Source organism: Luteibacter mycovicinus (genome assembly GCF_000745235.1).
Taxonomy (GTDB): Bacteria; Pseudomonadota; Gammaproteobacteria; order Xanthomonadales; family Rhodanobacteraceae; genus Luteibacter; species Luteibacter mycovicinus.
In genome coordinates this window covers 3,647,081-3,666,270 of sequence record NZ_JQNL01000001.1, presented here as the reverse complement: position 1 = coordinate 3,666,270, position 19,190 = coordinate 3,647,081, and the positions used below count along the sequence as shown (strand labels likewise).

At 65.5% G+C, this 19,190-nt stretch carries 15 protein-coding genes and 2 tRNA genes; 5 read left to right on the top strand and 12 right to left on the bottom strand.

Annotated features, from left to right (window positions below; genetic code table 11):
- The first annotated feature begins 154 nt into the window (after positions 1-154).
- On the top strand, positions 155-1,165 hold the full coding sequence (locus FA85_RS16125; protein WP_036118122.1) for an NAD-dependent epimerase: 1,011 nt from the start codon (positions 155-157) through the stop codon (positions 1,163-1,165).
- Here the strand turns inward: FA85_RS16125 and recD are convergent, their stop codons facing one another.
- The 6 genes from recD to uvrB all read right to left on the bottom strand — a co-directional run bounded on the left by recD (position 1,166) and on the right by uvrB (position 13,010).
- On the bottom strand, positions 1,166-3,058 hold the full coding sequence (gene recD, locus FA85_RS16120; protein ID WP_036114938.1) for an exodeoxyribonuclease V subunit alpha: 1,893 nt from the start codon (positions 3,056-3,058) through the stop codon (positions 1,166-1,168).
- Entirely contained in the window at positions 3,055-6,714 is a 3,660-nt protein-coding gene (recB, locus tag FA85_RS16115) for an exodeoxyribonuclease V subunit beta (protein ID WP_239739842.1), read from the bottom strand. The genes recD and recB overlap by 4 nt, the downstream gene beginning before the upstream one ends.
- Positions 6,711-10,136 carry an exodeoxyribonuclease V subunit gamma gene (recC, locus tag FA85_RS16110; RefSeq protein ID WP_239739844.1) on the bottom strand — a complete coding sequence of 1,142 codons (3,426 nt, stop codon included), beginning with the start codon at positions 10,134-10,136 and terminating at the stop codon, positions 6,711-6,713. Before recC ends, recB begins: the two co-directional genes overlap by 4 nt.
- A 37-nt stretch (positions 10,137-10,173) precedes the next feature.
- Positions 10,174-10,593, bottom strand: a complete 420-nt coding sequence (locus FA85_RS16105) for a CopD family protein (protein WP_036114943.1) — start codon at positions 10,591-10,593, stop codon at positions 10,174-10,176.
- Between the two features lie 235 nt (positions 10,594-10,828).
- A tRNA-Val gene (locus FA85_RS16100) sits at positions 10,829-10,903 on the bottom strand.
- An 82-nt stretch (positions 10,904-10,985) separates the two neighbouring features.
- The gene (gene uvrB / locus FA85_RS16095; RefSeq protein WP_036114946.1) at positions 10,986-13,010 is read right to left on the bottom strand and encodes an excinuclease ABC subunit UvrB; all 2,025 of its coding nucleotides are present in this window, start codon (positions 13,008-13,010) and stop codon (positions 10,986-10,988) included.
- A 134-nt stretch (positions 13,011-13,144) separates the two neighbouring features.
- Here uvrB and FA85_RS16090 point away from each other — a divergent pair, with 134 nt between their 5' ends.
- The 3 genes from FA85_RS16090 (at position 13,145) to FA85_RS16080 (ending at position 14,260) form a co-directional block, all read left to right on the top strand.
- On the top strand, positions 13,145-13,678 hold the full coding sequence (locus FA85_RS16090) for a GspH/FimT family pseudopilin (RefSeq protein WP_081907666.1): 534 nt from the start codon (positions 13,145-13,147) through the stop codon (positions 13,676-13,678).
- 47 nt (positions 13,679-13,725) lie between these two features.
- Positions 13,726-13,802: transfer RNA gene (locus FA85_RS16085), tRNA-Asn, on the top strand.
- Positions 13,803-13,927: 125 nt separating this feature from the next.
- A complete protein-coding gene (locus FA85_RS16080; protein ID WP_036114951.1) occupies positions 13,928-14,260 on the top strand; it encodes a hypothetical protein in 333 nt (110 codons plus the stop codon).
- A 170-nt stretch (positions 14,261-14,430) separates the two neighbouring features.
- Here the strand turns inward: FA85_RS16080 and FA85_RS16075 are convergent, their stop codons facing one another.
- Positions 14,431-15,207, bottom strand: coding sequence for an SDR family NAD(P)-dependent oxidoreductase (locus FA85_RS16075; protein WP_036114954.1), 777 nt, complete (start codon positions 15,205-15,207; stop codon positions 14,431-14,433).
- A gap of 115 nt (positions 15,208-15,322) precedes the next feature.
- Between FA85_RS16075 and FA85_RS16070 the strand changes: the two genes are divergently transcribed.
- The gene (locus FA85_RS16070) at positions 15,323-16,207 is read left to right on the top strand and encodes an AraC family transcriptional regulator (protein ID WP_036114957.1); all 885 of its coding nucleotides are present in this window, start codon (positions 15,323-15,325) and stop codon (positions 16,205-16,207) included.
- 12 nt (positions 16,208-16,219) lie between these two features.
- Here the strand turns inward: FA85_RS16070 and FA85_RS16065 are convergent, their stop codons facing one another.
- The 5 genes from FA85_RS16065 to ppnN all read right to left on the bottom strand — a co-directional run bounded on the left by FA85_RS16065 (position 16,220) and on the right by ppnN (position 19,082).
- Positions 16,220-16,492 carry a hypothetical protein gene (locus FA85_RS16065; RefSeq protein ID WP_036114960.1) on the bottom strand — a complete coding sequence of 91 codons (273 nt, stop codon included), beginning with the start codon at positions 16,490-16,492 and terminating at the stop codon, positions 16,220-16,222.
- Positions 16,493-16,576: 84 nt separating this feature from the next.
- A complete protein-coding gene (locus FA85_RS16060; protein ID WP_036114963.1) occupies positions 16,577-17,179 on the bottom strand; it encodes a DNA-3-methyladenine glycosylase in 603 nt (200 codons plus the stop codon).
- A 2-nt stretch (positions 17,180-17,181) separates the two neighbouring features.
- Complete coding sequence (locus FA85_RS22570; protein ID WP_255349733.1) at positions 17,182-17,316, bottom strand: hypothetical protein; 135 nt, start codon at positions 17,314-17,316, stop codon at positions 17,182-17,184.
- Positions 17,317-17,373: 57 nt separating this feature from the next.
- Positions 17,374-17,529, bottom strand: coding sequence for a DUF3309 family protein (locus FA85_RS21555; protein WP_079520847.1), 156 nt, complete (start codon positions 17,527-17,529; stop codon positions 17,374-17,376).
- Positions 17,530-17,684: 155 nt separating this feature from the next.
- The gene (gene ppnN, locus FA85_RS16055) at positions 17,685-19,082 is read right to left on the bottom strand and encodes a nucleotide 5'-monophosphate nucleosidase PpnN (protein ID WP_051943872.1); all 1,398 of its coding nucleotides are present in this window, start codon (positions 19,080-19,082) and stop codon (positions 17,685-17,687) included.
- Positions 19,083-19,190: the final 108 nt, after the last annotated feature.

Sequence of the window (19,190 nt, the reverse complement as noted above, 5' to 3'; positions counted from 1 at the left end):
GAAGAGCGCGTAGTCCGCATGTCGCACACTCGGCCAGCGTTGCCGCGGGCCACCTCGTCGGTTGGATACCCGTAAAAGCTAGATCAGGGGCGCTGCCGTGTCAATCCGGGCGTCCGCTACAATGGTCAACTCGCTCCACTGGCAGGACATCCCCATGCGCATCCTGGTCACCGGCACCGCCGGCTTCGTCGGCTCGGCCCTCGCCGAGCGCCTCCTTGCGCGCGGCGATACCGTGCTGGGATTCGACAATCACAACGATTACTACGACCCGGGCCTGAAAGAGGCACGCGTCGCCCGTTTCGTGGATCACCCGAATTACACCCATGTTCGCGCCGACCTCGCCGGGCAGGCGGCCGTGGACAAGGCTTTCGCGGAGTTCCAGCCCGAGCGCGTGGTCAACCTGGCCGCGCAGGCCGGCGTGCGTTATTCGCTGACCCACCCGCATGCTTACGTGCAGAGCAACCTGGTCGGCTTCGTCAACATCCTCGAGGCCTGCCGTCGCCACGCCGTGGGGCATCTGGTCTATGCCTCGTCCAGTTCGGTGTACGGCGCGAACCGGAAGATGCCGTTCGCCGTCGAGGACGCCGTGGACCATCCGGTCAGCCTTTACGCCGCGACCAAAAAATCCAACGAGCTGATGGCGCATACCTATAGCCATCTCTTCGGATTGCCCACGACGGGCCTGCGCTTCTTCACCGTGTATGGCCCATGGGGTCGTCCGGACATGTCGCCGATCCTCTTCGCCAACCGCATCGTGCGCGGCGAGGCGATCGACGTGTTCAATCACGGAAATCACAGCCGCGATTTCACTTACATCGACGATATCGTCGAGGGGGTGATCCGTACGCTGGACCATCCGGCGCAGCCTGACCCCGCCTACGATCCCGTGGATCCCCATGCGGGGAGTTCGGCGGCTCCGTATCGCGTGTACAACCTGGGCAACGATGAGCCCGTGCAGCTGCTCGATTTCATCGGCCTCCTGGAGAAGCACCTCGGGCGGACGGTGGAGAAGCGACTGTTGCCGATGCAGCCGGGCGATGTACCGGATACCTGGGCCGACGTATCGGCGATTCGCCGGGATGTGGGTTACGCACCATCGACGTCGATCGACGAGGGGCTGCGAAAGTTCGCCGAGTGGTACAACGACTTTTACAAGGTCGGATGATCAGATAAGACGACGCAACAGTCCGGAGGCGCGGCGGGTCTTGCGAGCGATGGCATAACCGAGGATGTCGGCCGATGCCAGCAGGGTGAATGCCTTCCGCGCCCGCGTCACACCGGTGTAGACGAGTTCGCGCGTGAGGACGGGAGACGGTTCGGGCGGCAAAGCGAGCGCGGTGTGCTCGAATTCCGAGCCCTGCGATTTGTGCACGGTCATGGCGAATACCGTATCGACGGCGGAGAGCCTGCTCGGAACCACGAAACGGATGCGCTCGCCCGCCTGCTCGTCCGCGACGGAGAACGCCACGCGCAACGCCATAGCGCCCTGCCCGTCCGGCACCCAGAGCGTCACACCCACGTCGCCGTTCATGAGGCCGAGCGCGTAGTCGTTGCGCGTCACCATGACGGGACGGCCTTCGTACCAGCCCGTGACGGCATCGATCAGGCCGCGCTCGAGCAGTCCTCTGGCGATACGTTCGTTTTGTGCGTCGACGCCGGTGTCGCCATGGCGGGTAGCGCACAGCAGCTGAAAGCGCGCGTACGCCGCGAGTGCCCCGGCGCCCCACGCCTCGAAATCACCGAACGCCGCATCGAGCGCAGGCCGTCGCTTTTCGATCCAGTCCAGATAATGCCGGTATCCCGGTGCCTGCCCGCGCCCCTCGATGGCCAGGCTGGCGATGGCGGACGTCGATGGCGGAAGCATCGCGACATCACCCGACGCGGCGGAAAAACTGGCCATCGCGCCGGCCATCTCACCCCGATTTATCCCGAGCGCCAGTGCGCCGATGCCACTGTCGGCACCAAAGCGGCGACTGCGACGAAGCATGGTGACCTGCTGGTCGAGCGGCCGGGCGTCGTCTTCGACGGTCCAGGCGGTGACGTCCACACCGGCCACCTCGCTCAACCACTCGCGCGTACGCTCGTCGTAGTGCCCGCGGTCGGCGCGTGCGCAGAGGTCGCCGAGGACGGCGCCCGCCTCCACCGACGAGAGCTGATCCTTGTCGCCCAGAAGAATGAGGCGCGCCTGCGGAGGCAAGGCATCGAGCGTTGCCGCCATCATTTCGAGGTCGATCATCGATGCCTCGTCGATGACGAGCACATCGAGGTGAAGCGGATTATCGGCGTCGTGGCGGAACCGCCGACTGTCCGGACGACTGCCCAGCAGACGATGCAAGGTCGTCACTTCCGCGGGGATCGCCTGCTTCACCGCCTCATCGACCCGCAACTGCTCGATCTGCAGGGCAATGGACGCGTTCAGTCGCGCCGCCGCCTTGCCTGTCGGCGCCGCCAGACGAATACGCAGGCGCGGCTGACCGGCGCGATGCGCGATCGTCTGGAGCAGCCCGAGCAAGCGGATGACCGTCGTGGTCTTGCCGGTGCCCGGCCCACCCGTGATGACGGCAAATGCGGCGCGCGCCGCGATGGCACACGCGATTTTCTGCCAGTCGGGACCGTCGTCACCGGCGGGGAACAGCCGGTCGAGTTCCCCGGCCAGATCGTCCGGGACCGCCACACGCGTCAGACGACTCATGATCGATTCGGCCACCCGCGCTTCGTCACGCCAGAAACGGCGCAGGTAGAGCAGGTGTCCATCGAGCACCAGCGGTGCGGCCGGATCGCCTTCGGGCCCCGCCACCAGCGGCGACATGGCGAGCGCGGCGTCGACGCCTGCCAGCGCGTCGCCGTCTTCCGCCCAGTCACGTACGTCGACGCAGATATGTCCGTCGCCGAGCTCGCGACTCAGCAGCGCAGCCGCCAGGAGAACCCGACGGTCACCCTCCGGGTCCAGCGTGAGGAGAAAACGGGCGAAAGCACGATCGACCGCCCGGAGGCGGCCTTCCGCCACCCCGGTGTCGAGCCAGCCGATGGCGTCGACAAGACTGACCTCGGTCGTCATGCGACGCCTCCTTCGAAAAGCGCATCCAGTGCGTCGATCATGGCCCGGGGCGGCCGCTCGACGTGCACACCGTGACCTCGGCCATCCACGCCCCGCAGGTACAGATAGACCGCTCCGCCGATGTGGGTGTCGTAGTCGTAGACGTCGCCGAGGCGCGCACGCAGCTGGCGATGCAGGGCAAGGAGATAGAGCGCGTATTGCAGTTCGTAGCGCGCGTCGAGAATGGAGCGACGCATGGCCTCGGGCGTGTATGACCCCTCATCCGGCCCCAGCCAGTTGGACTTGTAATCCGCGACGTACCAGCGCCCCTGGTGTTCGACGATGAGATCGATAAAGCCCTTGAGCATGCCATTGACGCGGTCGGCGGCGAGCGCGGGACGGGCCGCGCTTTCCAGCGTGTGCGTCCGGACGATGCGGTCCAGTGCGAGGGTATCGACACCCTTCGCCTCGAACAGGAACTCGAGTTCCGCGCGATAGCGGGCGGGGTCGTCAAGCGCACCCAGCGTCTGTGAACCCCCGTCCGGCAGCGCAAGCGGCGTGGCCAGCAACACGAGCAACCAGTCGGTCAGAAGGTCGATGGCATGCGACCAGCCACGCCGCTCGCAACGACGCGCGACCATGTCGCGCAGGCGCGCGGGATCGGCGGCAATCGTGGCGAATCCTTCTTCAGCCATCCATTCGAGCAGGTCGTGGAGAAAGGTACCGGCTTCCGCGCCGCGCTCGAACCCGTGAATGCCTCCGCCCGCGACCGGGGCGGGCACCGCCATCGGCTCGGCCGTGTATTCGACGATGACGTCGTCGGTGGCCGTTTCCGGAGCGACGATCTCATCTTCCGCGTGTCGCAGCGCGCTGTAGCTTGCGATCCACCAGCGCTCCGCGCGCGAGGCGCGCGCCGTCCGTGCAGGCAGGGGACGCTCGATCCGCGAGGGCGGTGTGTAAGGACGGTCCTCGGGCGCGGGCATATAATCGACGTTGATGAAGGGCTTGCCGTCGGCAAGGCGGCGCAACAGCCCCTCGATGGCGCCGTTGTCGATTTCGGCGCCGCCCGTCAGGAGGTGCCCCAGCGCCGCCTTGTGCAGCTGGGGTTTTTTCGCCGCCTGATGACTGACCGGCGCGACGCCGACCCAGCAGGCATGGCGGGCACGCGTCAGTGCGACGTAGAGCAGGCGAAGGTCTTCCTGCAGCGCGGCGCGCTCGGCGGCGTCCTTCGCATCATGCACGGAATCACCGGCCCCTTCCTGACTGGCCGACAGCAACTCGAGCTGCGCGCCGGTGCCGTCGTGATAGCGGTAGCCCTGCCCCGCCCGGACGCCCGCGGCGGCGGAGGCGAACGGCAGGAATACCAGGGGGTACTCGAGACCTTTCGACTTGTGAATGGTGACGACCTTGACCAGATCGTCGTCGCTTTCCAGCCGCACGATCTGATCGTCCCCGGAATGCGTCGAGGTATCGGCGATACGTTCGGCCAGGTGGCGAATCAGTGCCTGCTCGCCGTCGATGGTCGACGACGCCTGCTGGAGCAACTCCGCCAGGTGGAGCAGATTGGTCAGACTTCGCTCGCCGCCCCGTTTTGAAAGCAGTCGTGCCGGCAGGTCGAAGACGTGCAGGAACCGGTGCAGCATGGCAAGCACGCCGCCACGTCGCCACGTCTCCCGCAACTCGAACAGTTGCTGGCCGCGATGCTCCCAGTGCCGCTCGTCGACGTTGAGCCGCTCCAGTTCGCCATAGCCCAGGTCGAGGCTGCGCGTGGCCAGCGCGGCGCGCATGGCCGTGTCCGATGACGGCTCCGCCACAGCCCTCAACCAGAGAACGACGTCATGGGCTTCGATGCCTTCGAGGACGGAATCGCGATCGGAAAGGAACACGCTGCGAACGTTACGTGCGGACAGCGCATCGCGGATTTCGGCCGCTTCGTTGTGACTGCGCACGAGGACGGCGATATCGGCCGGCTTCAAGGGCGTGAGCACACCCTCGCCACCGACGAACCCGCAGTCGCCGCGCTCCGCGGCCGTCAGCAGATCGACGATACGGGTAGCGCACGCGCCAGCCATCTGCTCGCGATAGATCCGGACGCCTACCGGTTGTTCGTCGTCGAGCAGCCAGACCTGGAGTGCGGCGGGTGTCGCACCATCGACGACGAAGCGCTCCGCACGGCCACGCGCCCGCACCGGCACAAAGGGCAGACCCCGGTCGGCGAAGTGGAAAGCGCCCGTCGCGTGCGCTTCCGCGTGGCCGAACACGGCGTTGACCGCCGCCACCATGCCCTCGCTGGAACGGTGGTTCGTATCCAGGCTGTAGTGTGGCGCGATCGCCTCCGCACGCGCGGCCAGATACGTCTGGATGTCGGCGCCGCGGAATGCATAGATCGCCTGTTTGGGGTCGCCGATGAGCAGCAGACCCGTCTCTTCCCGGACAGCGTAAATGCCTCGGAATATCCGGTATTGCATCGGGTCGGTATCCTGAAACTCGTCGATCAGCGCCAGGGGAAACTGGCGGGCGATGGTGTCGGCGACACCGGCGCCGGCGTCCGATGCGAGTGCCTGATCGAGGCGCAGCAGCAGGTCGTCGAATCCGATCTGCGCGCGACGGCGCTTCTGCGCGGCGAAGCGCTCGCGCACCCAGACGAGGGCATCCGCCAGTACGAGGTGTCTGATGCTGACCTTGCCGGCCTGCCACTCCTGCCAGTGCTCCAGCGCCGCGAAAGCCGGGTGTTCCGGCCGGCTCTTGCCCTTGCCGGTGGCGCGGCCCAGGCGCGTTACCGAATAACGGGCGATATCGAAGTCGGCCCGCTCCGCGCCTTCGGCCCAGCGCCGCATGGCGGCGAGGTCGGCAGGCATGCGGTCGGGCTTGTACCAGCCGTTATGCAGAATCTTGTCGCGCACGGCATCGACGATGATGGATTCGATGCGTTCGCGATCCGCCAGCCAGCTGCGCGCGGCCTCCTCGTTCCGACGCCGGTCTTCCTCGTCCCACGCCGCGCGCTCGGCCAGCGCGGCATCGGTATCGCCACCAGGCGCGAGCACCTCACCATTGACGCGCAAGGTCGCCTCGCCACCGAACAACAGCGGTCGCAGCGCACGGGCGAGCGCATCGGGGGTACGCCACTCTTCCAGAATCGGCGCGAGCCGGGCCTCGTCGAGAGGATAGAACGCCTTGCGCCAGTAATCGCGAACGCACTCGGCGAGCAGCTCGCTTTCGTCAGGCTCGAGCGTCTGCGCGAAGGCGTGACCGCTGCCGAACGCGTGCTGCACCAGCATGCGCTGGCTCCAGCCGTGGATGGTGAAGATCGCCGCCTCGTCCATCCACTGGGCCGCGAGGTCGAGCCGACGCGCGCATGCGCCGTGCAGATCCGGCGCGTACGCCTCCAGCAATTCGCCGAGAAAAGGCTCCGCCGCGTGTCCCGTGCGGAACGCGGCCGCGGCCTCGACGAGACGCGCCCGGATACGCTCACGCAGTTCCTGCGTCGCGGCCTCGGTAAAGGTGACGACCAGAATCTGTGGTGGAAGCAAAGGCTGCGCCAGCCCGTGACCGAGCACCGCGCGCACGTAAAGCGCAGCGATCGTCCAGGTCTTGCCGGTGCCGGCGCTCGCCTCGATCAGGCGTACCCCGTCCAGGGGCATCGAGAGGGGCCGCAGGGGCTGAATATCGATGCTCACGACCGATCCACCCGCAACAGACCGAGAAGATCGCGGTAGGGCTGCAACCAGCCAGAGAAGCCCGCCTGCGCCAGGGCATCGAAGTTCGGCCAGGCACGTGTCAGATAGGGGTCGCCGTCGACTTCGCCACGCGCGCGATCGTGTACGCCGTCATAGGCGGTTCGTGCCGCCTGCAGGGCACCGTCCTCCGGCGCGGAAAGCGCCGCGATCGCCGTGCGCGCGGCGACCGGCAAGGGCGTGCGCATGCCTTCGCGCCAGGCGTTCACCAGGGTGTGCAGCATCGTGGTGGCGGGATCGAGCGGGACGGGAGCGAGGACGATCGTCGCGTCCGGTCCGACATACCGCGTCTCGACGGCCAGACCCGCTGCCTGCGCCACGAGGTGATCGATCCAGGGCATGACCAGCCGATGCGCACGCGGGCTGCCGTCCACATCCAGCACGTTTGATGGCGACAGGAGAAACGACGCGAGGTCGCCCTGCGCGTTCGCGCGCAGATCGGCGAGCCAGTCCTCGATGACCACGCCATCCACTTCGACACGAATCTCGCGTTTACCGGCATCGACCGGCCATGCGCGGCGCTCGGTGACGAACCTGCCGAAGACCGCGGAAGCCGCCGCCGTCAGATCCCTGCGCACGGGGGCGGCAAAGGCGCCCATCGGCAACAGGCCGCTGCGTTGAAGACGCGACGCGGCGACATCGATCGCACCCGTGGCGTCACGCTCATCGTGGAGGGCTGCACGCAGCAACGTATCGGTCATGCCGAAGCGCCCGAGCGCATCGACCGCAAACGGCTCCAGGTCATCGCCCGCGACGTCCGCCAGTTCGAACCGCACGCCCAGCCTTGCCTGGAAAAACTCTCTGACGGGGTGACGAAGAAACCGGCGAAGCACCGCCAAGCCGACCGGACGCTCGACCGCCAGAGCGGGAAGTTCGACATGGTCCGCATGCGGCGCCGCATCGTGCGCCTGACGCCATTCGCTGGCGTAGGTGAACAACCGCGCATCGCCCTCGCGAAAGTAAGCGCGACTGAACGGCTGCAGCGGGTGCTCGACGGAGAGCCGGTTCAGCAGGGTCTCCCCGACGGACGACGCGCGCCAGGCCGTGGCCAGGTAGTCGCGCAGCTGGCCCACCAGCACCGAGGGCGCGCGCTCGCTGTTGTCGCGGGCGCTGCGCGCCACCCAACCGATGTGCAACGCATCGCGTGCCGAAAGCAACGCTTCGAGAAACAGGTAACGATCGTCCTCGCGCCGCGACCGGTCGCCGGGGCGCCAGGCGCCGGCGCGCGACATCAGGTCGAAGTCCATCGGCGGCCGCGCGCGCGGGTAGTCGCCGTCGTTCATGCCGAGCAGACAGACCACGCGAAACGGAATGGCGCGCATCGGCATCAGGGTGCCGAAGCTCACCGCGCCAGCGAGGAATCGCTTCGACAGGCCGGCATCGTCGAATTGCCCGAGCCAGGCCTCGCGAACGACGTCCACCGGGAGCGCCTCGTCGAAAGCGGCTTCGGCGCAGGCACCCTCCCATACGTCCAGGGCGTCGAGCAGGCGCTCGACAAGTTTCGCATCGTCGGCATCGGACCGGTCGAAGAAGTCGTCCAGAAGCTGGCGCAGGCGTGTGGCCCACACCGTCGGCGGTGCGGGATCCGCCATGTGACGCCAGTGACGGCCGAGCGCGTCGAGCAGGTCGGCAAGCGGGCCCACGAGCGCCGCGTCGAGACCGCCCACCTCGTCGAACGGCTCGATGTCGCCCCATGCCTCGCCGGCACCGACCGCGTAGCCCAGGAGCATGCGACGCAGCCCGAACGTCCACGTGTTCTGCCCGAGCGCCGGCAAACCCAGTGAACCACGCTGGGCGGCGTCCAGTCCCCAGCGAATCCCCGCGCCCTCGATCCAGCGGTGAAGCAACGGCAGGTGGTCTTCCTTCAATCCGAAACGGCGACGCACCGACGGAACGTCGAGCAGGTCGGCCATCTCCCCTGCCGCGAAGCGCGACTCGGTCATGCCCATGAGCATGTCGAGCGCCATGACGAGGGGAACGGTGCCGCGCGCCGCCCGATCGGCGACGCTGAAGGGTATGAAGCGCGGATCGTCGCGCGGCACGCGCCCGAAGACCGCATCGATATGCGGGCCATAGGTTTCGATGTCGGGCACCATCACGATGACGTCGCGGGGCAGAATGGGATCGCCCCGGTCCGCCGACGCCTCGAAACGCGCGAGCAGCTGATCGTGAAGGATCTCCACTTCGCGCTGGGGACCGTGAGCGAGATGGAAAACGATGGACGTGTCGTCCGTCGCGACGGGTCGCGGTTCGGCCGGTAGCGGCTCGAGGTCGAGAATCGCTGCCTGCACCTGGCCGAGCAAGGTGTCGGAGGCAGGCTCGGCGAACAGGTCGATCCGCTGATCCCACGCCGTGAAGCGCTCACGGTAACTTTCGGGATGATCGAATTCATCAAGGAGACGAATGTAATCCCGGCCCTGCTTGCCCCAGGCGGCCAGCAGCGGATTGGCGTAGAGATGCATGTCGGCGTCGGACGGCAGAGCCGGCATGCCCGGCTTCGCTTCCTGCCGGCGACGCTCGGCGCGAAGGAGCTCGCGGTCGTCGACGATATCGGCCCAGTAGTGCCGACAGGGGTTCATGACCACGAGGACGACCTGCGACCAGCGCGCCAGTGCGGAAAGCGCTTCGAGCGTCTGTCGCGGCAGCGTGGACATGCCGAATACGACGATGCGCCGCGGAAGCGCCGAAGGCCTCTCGCTCGCGGCGGCCACGGCGCGCAGGAAGCGCTCATGCACCGCGGCGCGATGACCGTCGGCCTCCCCGGGCCCTACATCCTCGAGCAGGCGGCGCCAGAGCAGGGCCTGCCACCGATCGCCCTCGGCCATCGCCGGCGCCGCGCCACGCGCGTCACGCAGCACATCGCGTCCAGCGGCCCAGTCGTCGAGCCAGTCGGCGCGATACACCTGATAGCCGTCATAGAGATCGGCGAGTCGCTCGGCGAGCTGGTGGCATTTGCGCGCGTCGCCATCCGAACCAAGGAATGCGGCCAGGGGCGCGAACCCGTCCTCGCCCGCCAGCGACGGTAGCAGCCGCATCAGTCGCCAGACGAGCCGCGACTTGTCGAAGGGGGATTCGGGCGGTACCGCGTCCTTGCCGAGCACGGCGCGATACGCCACCCATAGGAAACGACCTGGCAACTGCACGTTGACGGCGGCGGCGATTCCGAGGCCACCGTCTTCGACCGCGCGCGCCAGCGCCAGACGGAACCACTGCGCGATACCGTTGGACTGGACGAGGACCCACTCGTCTTCCAGCGGGCGCAACGGTGCACGGCGAAGCCACGCGACCAGAACGTCACGTAGCTCTTCCAGTCGGTTGCCATGCAGGACCATGAGGCCCGGGGCGACGTCGTTCCCTGCGCTCAAGGTCGGACTCCGGTGAACAAGGGGGCGGCACGAAAGCTCAGAACGGTTTCCCGACCACGAGGTAGACGATGCCAAGCAGGACGAGCACAGGCAGTTCGTTGAAGATGCGCAGCGTTCTGGACGGCGGCAGCGCCCCGCCCGCCATGCTCCGCTTCAGGAGACGCCCCGACCAGATGTAATACGCCAGCATGACGGCGACCAGCGCGAGCTTGGCGTGCAGCCAGGCGCCGTAGATATGAAAATAGAACCACAGCACGAGCCCGAAGAGAACGGCCATGCCAAACATGCCGTGGCCGAACTTATAGAGCCGCCGACCCATCAGTTCGAGCCGCGCTTTTACGGCCGGCTCGTTGCCCGCCTCGACGATGTTGATCAGGATTCGGGGCAGGTAGAACACCGTCGCCATCCAGGCGATGACGAAGACGATGTGCAGGGATTTGATCAGCAGGTAGCCCACGGATGCCGCTCCACCGGAAATAGCGTGAGTGTAGCGACTCTCCGTCGCGGCGACCGGCGGCGTGAGGACGCATCGATGCCACGACACTTGCGCCCATAAGCCCTGGAACCTACGGGCCGCGCCGGGAAGTGCCGCAGGCGTCGCACGCGATAGCGAGGATCCGGAAAACAGGCACAAAAAAAGGAGCCTCAGGCTCCTTTTTTCAGCTTCTTCGTGCCACTTCCACAAAAGAAAGTGGTGGGCGGTACAAGGATCGAACTTGTGACCCCTACCATGTCAAGGTAGTGCTCTACCGCTGAGCTAACCGCCCGAAGAGCTGCGCAGTTTACCGACGCCCGCACGCGTCCGCAAGAGGTTCGGGTGAAATATTTCACCCGAACCTTTCCGGCGGCTCAGCGCAGGGCGCGCTCACGCAGCTTGTGGATCTCATCGCGGAGCTTACCCGCCTCCTCGAACTCGAGGTTCTGAGCGTGCTTGTACATGCGGGTCTCCAGCTTCTTGATCGTGGAGCCCACCTGTTCCGGCGTCAGCGAGCTGTAGTCGGCCTGTTCCTCGGCGACCTTCTTCGCTTCCTTGCCCTTGCGCCCCTTACCGCCTCGCGAGCCCAGATCCGAGCGAGCCCCCTCCATGATGTCCGCGATGCGGCGGACGACAGTCGTCGGGGTAATGCCGTTGGCCGTGTTGTACTCGATCTGCTTTTCCCGGCGGCGGGCCGTTTCTTCCATCGCCTCCTTCATCGACCCCGTGATGGTGTCGCCATAGAGGATGGCCTTGCCACGCACGTTACGGGCTGCCCGGCCGATGGTCTGAATCAGCGAACGGTTCGAGCGCAGAAAACCCTCCTTGTCCGCATCCAGAATCGCCACCAGCGAGACCTCGGGCATGTCGAGGCCCTCACGAAGCAGGTTGATGCCTACCAGCACATCGAACTCACCCAGACGCAGGTCACGGATGATCTCCGTGCGCTCGACCGTATCGATATCGGCATGCAGATAGCGCACGCGCACGTCGTGCTCGGACAGGTAGTCGGTCAGGTTTTCCGCCATGCGCTTGGTCAGGGTGGTCACCAGCACCCGGTCGCCCATCGCCACGCGCTTGTGAATCTCGCCAAGCAGATCGTCCACCTGGGTGCGCACCGGACGCACTTCGACCTCGGGATCGATCAGGCCCGTCGGACGGACGACCAACTCGACGATGTTGTCGTCGGAGCGATCGAGCTCGTACTTCGCCGGTGTCGCCGATACGTAGATCGCACGCGGCGCCCTGCGCTCCCACTCCTCGAAACGCAGCGGACGGTTATCCATCGCCGACGGCAGACGGAAGCCGAATTCCACAAGGGTTTCCTTCCGCGAGCGGTCGCCCTTGTACATGGCGCCCAGCTGCGGCACGGTGACGTGCGACTCGTCCACGACCATCAGCGCGTCCGGCGGCAGGTAGTCGAACAGGGTCGGCGGCGGCTCGCCGGCACCCCGACGCGTCATATGCCTGGAATAGTTCTCGATGCCCTGACAGAACCCGACCTCCGCCATCATTTCGAGGTCGAACCGCGTGCGCTGCTCCAGCCGCTGCGCCTCGACGAGCTTGTTGTCCCGATACAACTGCTCCAGACGTTCCGACAGCTCGATCTTGATCGTCTCCATCGCGTTGAGCACGCTCTGGCGGGTGCTGGCGTAATGCGTCTTCGGATAGACGGTGTAGCGAGGCACCTTGCGCAGCACTTCACCCGTCAGAGGGTCGAAAAGCGAGAGGTTCTCCACGTCGCCATCGAACAGTTCGATGCGCAGTGCCTCCGCTTCCGATTCCGCCGGAAACACATCGATCACCTCGCCGCGCACGCGATACGTACCGCGCCGCAACTCCATTTCATTGCGCACGTACTGCAGCTCGGTCAGCTGCTTGATGAGCGCACGCTGGGCGATATGCTCACCACGCGACAGGATCAACCGGAGGCTCATGTAGTCCTCGGGGTCACCCAGACCGTAGATCGCCGACACCGTCGCCACGATCAGTGAATCGCGGCGTGAAAGCAGCGCCTTCGTCGCGGCCAGCCGCATCTGCTCGATGTGGTCATTGATGCTCGAGTCCTTCTCGATGAAGGTGTCCGAGGCAACCACGTAGGCTTCCGGCTGGTAGTAGTCGTAGTAGCTGACGAAATACTCCACGGCGTTATGCGGGAAGAACTCCTTGAACTCACCGTACAGCTGCGCCGCCAGCGTCTTGTTCGGCGCCAGCACGATGGTCGGCTTCTGAATCTGCTCGACCACGTTGGCGATCGTGTAGGTCTTGCCTGAGCCCGTCACGCCGAGCAGGGTCTGCGCGGCCAGGCCGGACTCGAAACCCTCGGTCAGGCGACGAATGGCCTCGGGCTGGTCGCCGGAGGGCTTGTACGGGGAAACGAGCTGAAAGCGATCGGTCATGGCTGACGATATGCTGGTTCGGAGGTCGAGTTTAAAGCTCCAGCGCCTACATGACGTGACGTCTTCCCCCTACAGCTGACAGCAGGTGTCAGCAGTCACGATCAGGCGCCCTCCCCTCCCGGACGCGAGCCGCCATGCCTCCCTGGCCCCCTAAGGGTTTCACCCTGCCGGAACTGATGACCGTCCTGGCCGTGACGGCCGTGCTTGCCGTGGCCGCGGTATGCGGTGCCGGGGAGGCCATCGGGCGATATCAGCTCAGGGCGACCGGGGATGCCCTTTTCGGTTCTCTGGAGCGGGCCAGGGCCACCGCCATCCGCCGCGGACATTCCACCCGTGTGTGCGCCAGTGCGGATGGGCGGACCTGTTCGTCCGCTTCGGGCTGGAATCATGGCTGGATTTCACGCGACCGGGATGTCCTCGCTCTTTTCGACGCGTCCGACGTTGTCCCAGCGCGCATCGCATCCGCCCGACACGGCAAGCCGCCCGTGATCGACTTTCAGCCGGATGGAAGCGCTGGCGGCGGCAACCAGCGGATCACCCTCTGCCTGCGCGGCAAGCCGCAGACAGCGCTCAGCATCGTCATATCCAATGCGGGTCGCGTCCGGCGCGACACCGCTCCGTCGGACGATGCCACCGCCTGCTCCCGCCGTCCTTCACGAAATGCTTAGAGACGCTTGACAGCCCCCACCGTTATCAACAAAATACGTGGCTCCCCGCCCGAATAGCTCAGCCGGTTAGAGCACTTGACTGTTAATCAGGGGGTCGTTGGTTCGAGTCCAACTTCGGGCGCCAGGTTTTGAAAGGGTCTGCAGCGATGCAGGCCCTTTTCTTTTGTCGGCACGATGTTCGCCTACGGACAAGCGAAAGCTGCGCACCTATAGTCGGGTCTCGCACACACACATGGAGAGCGCGCGGACATGGACACCTTTGCCAACGACCGGAATGCAGCCGCGAATGGCGAGTCGACCACCTCCCGAGGTCCATTCCTGACCGACAACACCGCAACGTCCATCCTGCTCCAGATCAAGGATGCGATTCCGCGCATCGAGACCGAGCTCAGATACCTGACAGACCTGGCAGCGGCGACGAAAAAAGACGTTGACGATCTGAAAACGTGGAAATCGCTGATTTTGGGTGGCGCCGGACTTCTGGCCATGCTGTTCGGGCTCTACAAAGCAGCATCCGGCTCCATCCACGTTACATTCGGAGATACGCCACCGGTCGCCGCGATCGTTCGGAAGGTCTCTTAAGCGTCGGCGCGCCCGAAGCCGACTTCGATAAGGCGAGCGCACAGGGCGCTTCGGCCATTCGTCCCATGGAGGAAAAGCCCTGGGGTCAGCGCGTCGGCCATCTGCGTGACCTCAACGGCGTGATCGTCGAGATCTGCTCGCCCATGGGTGCCTGACCGGGCACTACGCGCTTAAAGCGCCATCCCGCCAGCGACCTCGATGCGCTGCCCGTTGACCCAGCGATTCTCGTCACCGAGCAGCGCGGCGATCATCTCGCCGATATCGTCCGGCTGCCCGATCCGCGCAAGCGCCGTGTTCGCGATCACCATCTTCTGCACCTCGGGGTTGTCGCGAACCATGCCGCCGCTGAAGTCCGTCGCGATGGCGCCGGGAGCCACCGCGTTCACGGTGATACCGCGCGGACCCAGCTCCTTGGCCATGTACCGTGTCAGTGACTCGACAGCGGCTTTCATTGCGCCGTAGGCGGCCGTCGGTGCCGCCGAGACACGTGCCAGACCGGACGACAGGTTGACGATGCGTCCACCGTCGCGAATCAGCGGCAGCAAGGTCTGCGAGAGCAGGAACGTGCCTTTGAAGTGGACGTTGAACACCGCATCCAGCTCGGCCTCCGTGGTCTCGGCAAACGCCTTGTGCAACGAGATGCCCGCGTTGTTGACGAGGTAATCGAAGCGATCGGCGCCCAGGGACGACAGCGTAGAAGCCAGCTCGGTTGCGAAGGCGCCGAAGGACGACGCCACTCCCACGTCGAGCGGGAGAGCCATGGCCCGCGAACCGAGGTCGGCGACAGCGGCGACCACGGCCTCGGCATCCGCTCGACGGCTCTGGTAGGTGAACACGCTGTCGACGCCGCGCCTGGCAAGGGCGAGCACGGTCGCACGACCCAGGCCACGGCTGCCGCCGGTCACCACCGCGATACGGCGGGCACTGTTATTGTCTTTTGAAGTCATGACGCCATGTCCATCAGGGAAAGAGTCATCACAGCTTAGGCAGACGGGGCGTTGCCCTGAATGCCGGAACCCACCCGCTTCCTGCCCGATCCTGCACGACGATTCCGGAGCCCCCATGCTTGCAGCCCTGCGCGACGCGATTCTTCACCAGACCGATCGCGCCATCGGGCAAAGCCCTCTGTCGACGGGCGTACCGGGCCTTACGTTGCTACGCTCGCCTCACGAGAAGATGCCCGCCCTGCTGATCTACAAGCCCGCGCTCTGCATCGTCGCCCAGGGGTCCAAATGGGCGCTGTTCGGCGACCGCCACATCGAGTACGGCGCGGGACAGGCGCTGGTGGTCAGTGTGGAAACACCCGCTCTCGGGCGCGTGACCGCCGCCAGTCCGGACGAGCCGTATCTGGGCGCCATCGTGGAATTCGATCTGGGGATCCTGCGCGACGTCCTCGTGGCCGTCCAGCCGCCGGATGACGGCGACGAGGAAGCAGGCGTATTCGTTGCCGACCTGGACCGCGGAATCGGCGACTGCGTCACCCGGCTCATCCGCCTCATGGACACCCCCGCAGCCATCCCCGTGCTCTATCCGGCCATCATGCGCGAGCTCAGTTACTGGCTGCTCGCAGGGCCACAGGGTGGTGCCATCGCACGACTCGCATTGGCCAACGAGCATCAGGCCTCGATCATCGGCGCGATCCACGCACTGCGCGACCGCTACGCGGAAACGGTAAGTGTCGACGACCTCGCCGATATCGCGCGAATGAGCGCGTCCGCGTTCCATCGGCAGTTCAAGCGCATGACCTCGATGACACCGTTGCAGTACCAGAAGCAGCTGCGGTTGTTCGAGGCGCGACGGCTGATGCTCGCCGAAAACAGCAATGTGGAAACCACCGCGTACCGCGTCGGCTACGAAAGCGCTTCGCAGTTCAGCCGCGAGTACGCGCGCATGTTTGGGGCGCCGCCACGGCGCGACGTCGAGCAGCTTCGTAGCAGCGCCGCCTGACCGGCGCGACGATCAGCTGTCGATCTGCGTGATCGAGCGAACACGGCCGTTGACGATCTCGATCTGCACCGACTTACGGCCTTTAAAATACTCGAGACGATAGCCTTCGAGCCCGCCGGAAGACGATTCGATCGGCGTTTCGCGATCTGGCTTACCCGCGACACTGCGGAGACGACCTTCGCTGTCACCGGTGGTCACCACCTGCGAACCGAAGCGATAGGTATCCGCCGCGGCGGCACTAATGGACAGGGCAGTGAGAACGAATGTGGTGACGATGCGCTTCATGCGAGCCTCCTTGTCATGAGTACCGGGAGCTTATACCGACGCACCACCCGGGCCAACCGAATACCACGCCGCCCTTCGCTGCGCTCAGGCACGCGAGACGTTGACATTCCCCGCGACGAACCAGCGCCATAACAGATCCGTACCCTCACGGATGCCGATGCGCGCGGAGCCGGGCACCTCATCGGGAGGCGGCGTGCCATCGTCCAGGATGGTGTAACCGTCTCGCGCCGCGACAAGGTCGATACCGTTCTGCTCGCCGGTAATGCCCATCGCCTGGGTCAGTCGTGCGGGGCCGCTGCACAGTTCGCGATCCTTGCGTATGCGCGGTCGTGCGGCACGCATGCGTTCGATGCCGTTGACGGGTTCGAGCGCACGAATCAACACACCCGAGCCCTCGCCTTCGTCGCCACACACCGTGTTGCAGCACCAGTGCATGCCATAGGTGAAGTACACATACATGTGGCCCGGGGGGCCGAACATCACCGCGTTGCGTCGGGTCTTACCACGAAAGGTATGCGCGGCGGGATCGATAGCCCCGACATAAGCCTCGACCTCGACGATGCGCCCTGCGCGCCCGTCTTCGCTGGCGAGAAGTTTGTTCAGAAGTTGGGGCCCTACCTCGCGTGCATCGCGATGGAAGAAGGATCGCGGAACGATGTCCCCAGGCCAACGACGGCGACGAGCCAACGTTAAGGCTCCACCGGCGCGCCGTCGGTATCCGGATCGGGACCCGGGCGCTTCACGGGCTCAGGGTCGTAGGGAGGCGGCGCGGTTCCCGGTGGCACGCTGTCGGTGTCGGGAACGGGTCGATGAGTTCGATGCATGACATTCTCCGGTGGTCGGTGCCCGCGTCTGGCGGGCACCGACGACGCGAAGCCCGATCAGAATACGCCGAGCAACCAGCAAATGAGGACGATGGCGAGAATGACGCCGATACCGCCGCTGGGACCGTAGCCCCACGAGCTCGAATAACCCCAGGTCGGAAGACCACCGATGAGGGCGAGAACCAGAACGATGAGCAGGATGGTGACAAGCATGGTGACTCTCCGGGCAGCGGTGCGTGGGAGCCATCGTCGCTTGTGGAACCGTCTAGAGCATGTGACGCGGAAGCCCCGTTTCCACGTCACGTTCAGCTAATGGCAGGCCGGATCGCCGCGGGCGAATCCGGCCTGAAAGTACTTAAGTAGCGACTTCAGGTACGCACTACATAGCACGGCTCGTACGCCGTACCGCCGGGCAGCTTCATACGGTGCTGCTCGACGAACGCCTTCAGCATCTCGTCCAGTGCGCGCATGATTTCCGGCTCGCCGTCGATCACGAACGGACCGAACTGTTCGATCGCACGCACGCCCTCTTCCTTGACGTTGCCGGCGACGATGCCCGAGAACGCGCGACGCAGATCCGCCGCGAGTTCATGCTTCGGCCGGTCGCGATGCAGGGCCAGACCGGCCATCGCCTCATGTGTCGGACGGAACGGCTGCTGGAACGGCAGCGGGATGTCGAGCGCCCAGTTGAAGAAGAACGCGTCCTTGTTGTCGAGACGATGGTTACGCACCTTCTCGATACCCGACACCATGGCATGCGCGACCGCCGCCGGATCGTCGACGATGATCTTGTACAACCGGGACACGTCGTCGCCGAGCGTCAGACGAAGGAAGCGATCGATCTGCTCGAAGTACGCGGCGGAATTCTTCGGGCCGGTGAAGATCAGCGGGAACGGAATGCCCTTGTTCTTCGGCAGCAACAGAATGCCGAGCATGTAGAGGATCTCTTCCGCCGTACCCACGCCACCCGGGAACACGATGATGCCGTGACCCAGACGCACGAACGCTTCGAGACGCTTCTCGATGTCCGGCATGATCACCAGGTTGTTGACGATCGGGTTGGGCGACTCGGCCGCGATGATGCCCGGCTCGGTCACACCGATGTAGCGGTTGCCCTTGCGACGCTGCTTGGCATGCGCGATGGTCGCGCCTTTCATCGGGCCCTTCATCGCGCCCGGGCCGCAACCCGTGCAGATGTCCATCCCACGCAGTCCGAGCTGGTAGCCCACGCGCTTGGTGTACTCGTACTCATCGCGCGAGATCGAGTGACCGCCCCAGCAGACGACGAGATTGGGATCGACCTGCGGACGCAGGATGCGCGAGTTGCGCAGGATCTCGAACACCGCGTGCGTGATGCCCACGGTGTCATCGAGATCGAACGCGCCCGTTTCGAGCTGGGTCGACACGTAGACGATGTCACGCACGACGGCGACCAGCAGCTCGTTGATGCCGCGGATGATGCGGCCGTCGACAAACGCCTGTTCCGGTGCGTTCTTCAGTTCGATCTTGATGCCGCGGTCTTCCTGCAGCACCTGGATGTCGAAATCGGGGTACTGCTCGAACAGCGTGCCGGGATCGTCCGACAGGTTGCCCGAGGTCAGCACGGCCAGTGCGCAACGGCGCAGCAGCTGGTGCAGGCCGGAGCCGCTGGCGTCGCGCAGGCGCGCGACCTCATTACGGGACAGGATATCGAGGCCGCCGGCCGGGGACACCCGCGCGCTGACTGTCCTGCCGTTGACCGGATCCCCGAAATGGATGGCATTCATGGAGTTACTCGTCCTTCTGACCGCGAATTAGCGGCGAACCCCGCTCCGGATCGGGAGCGGACCGCCTAGGATCACCGTCCGGCGGCGGAGGGTCAAGACCGGGCCCGG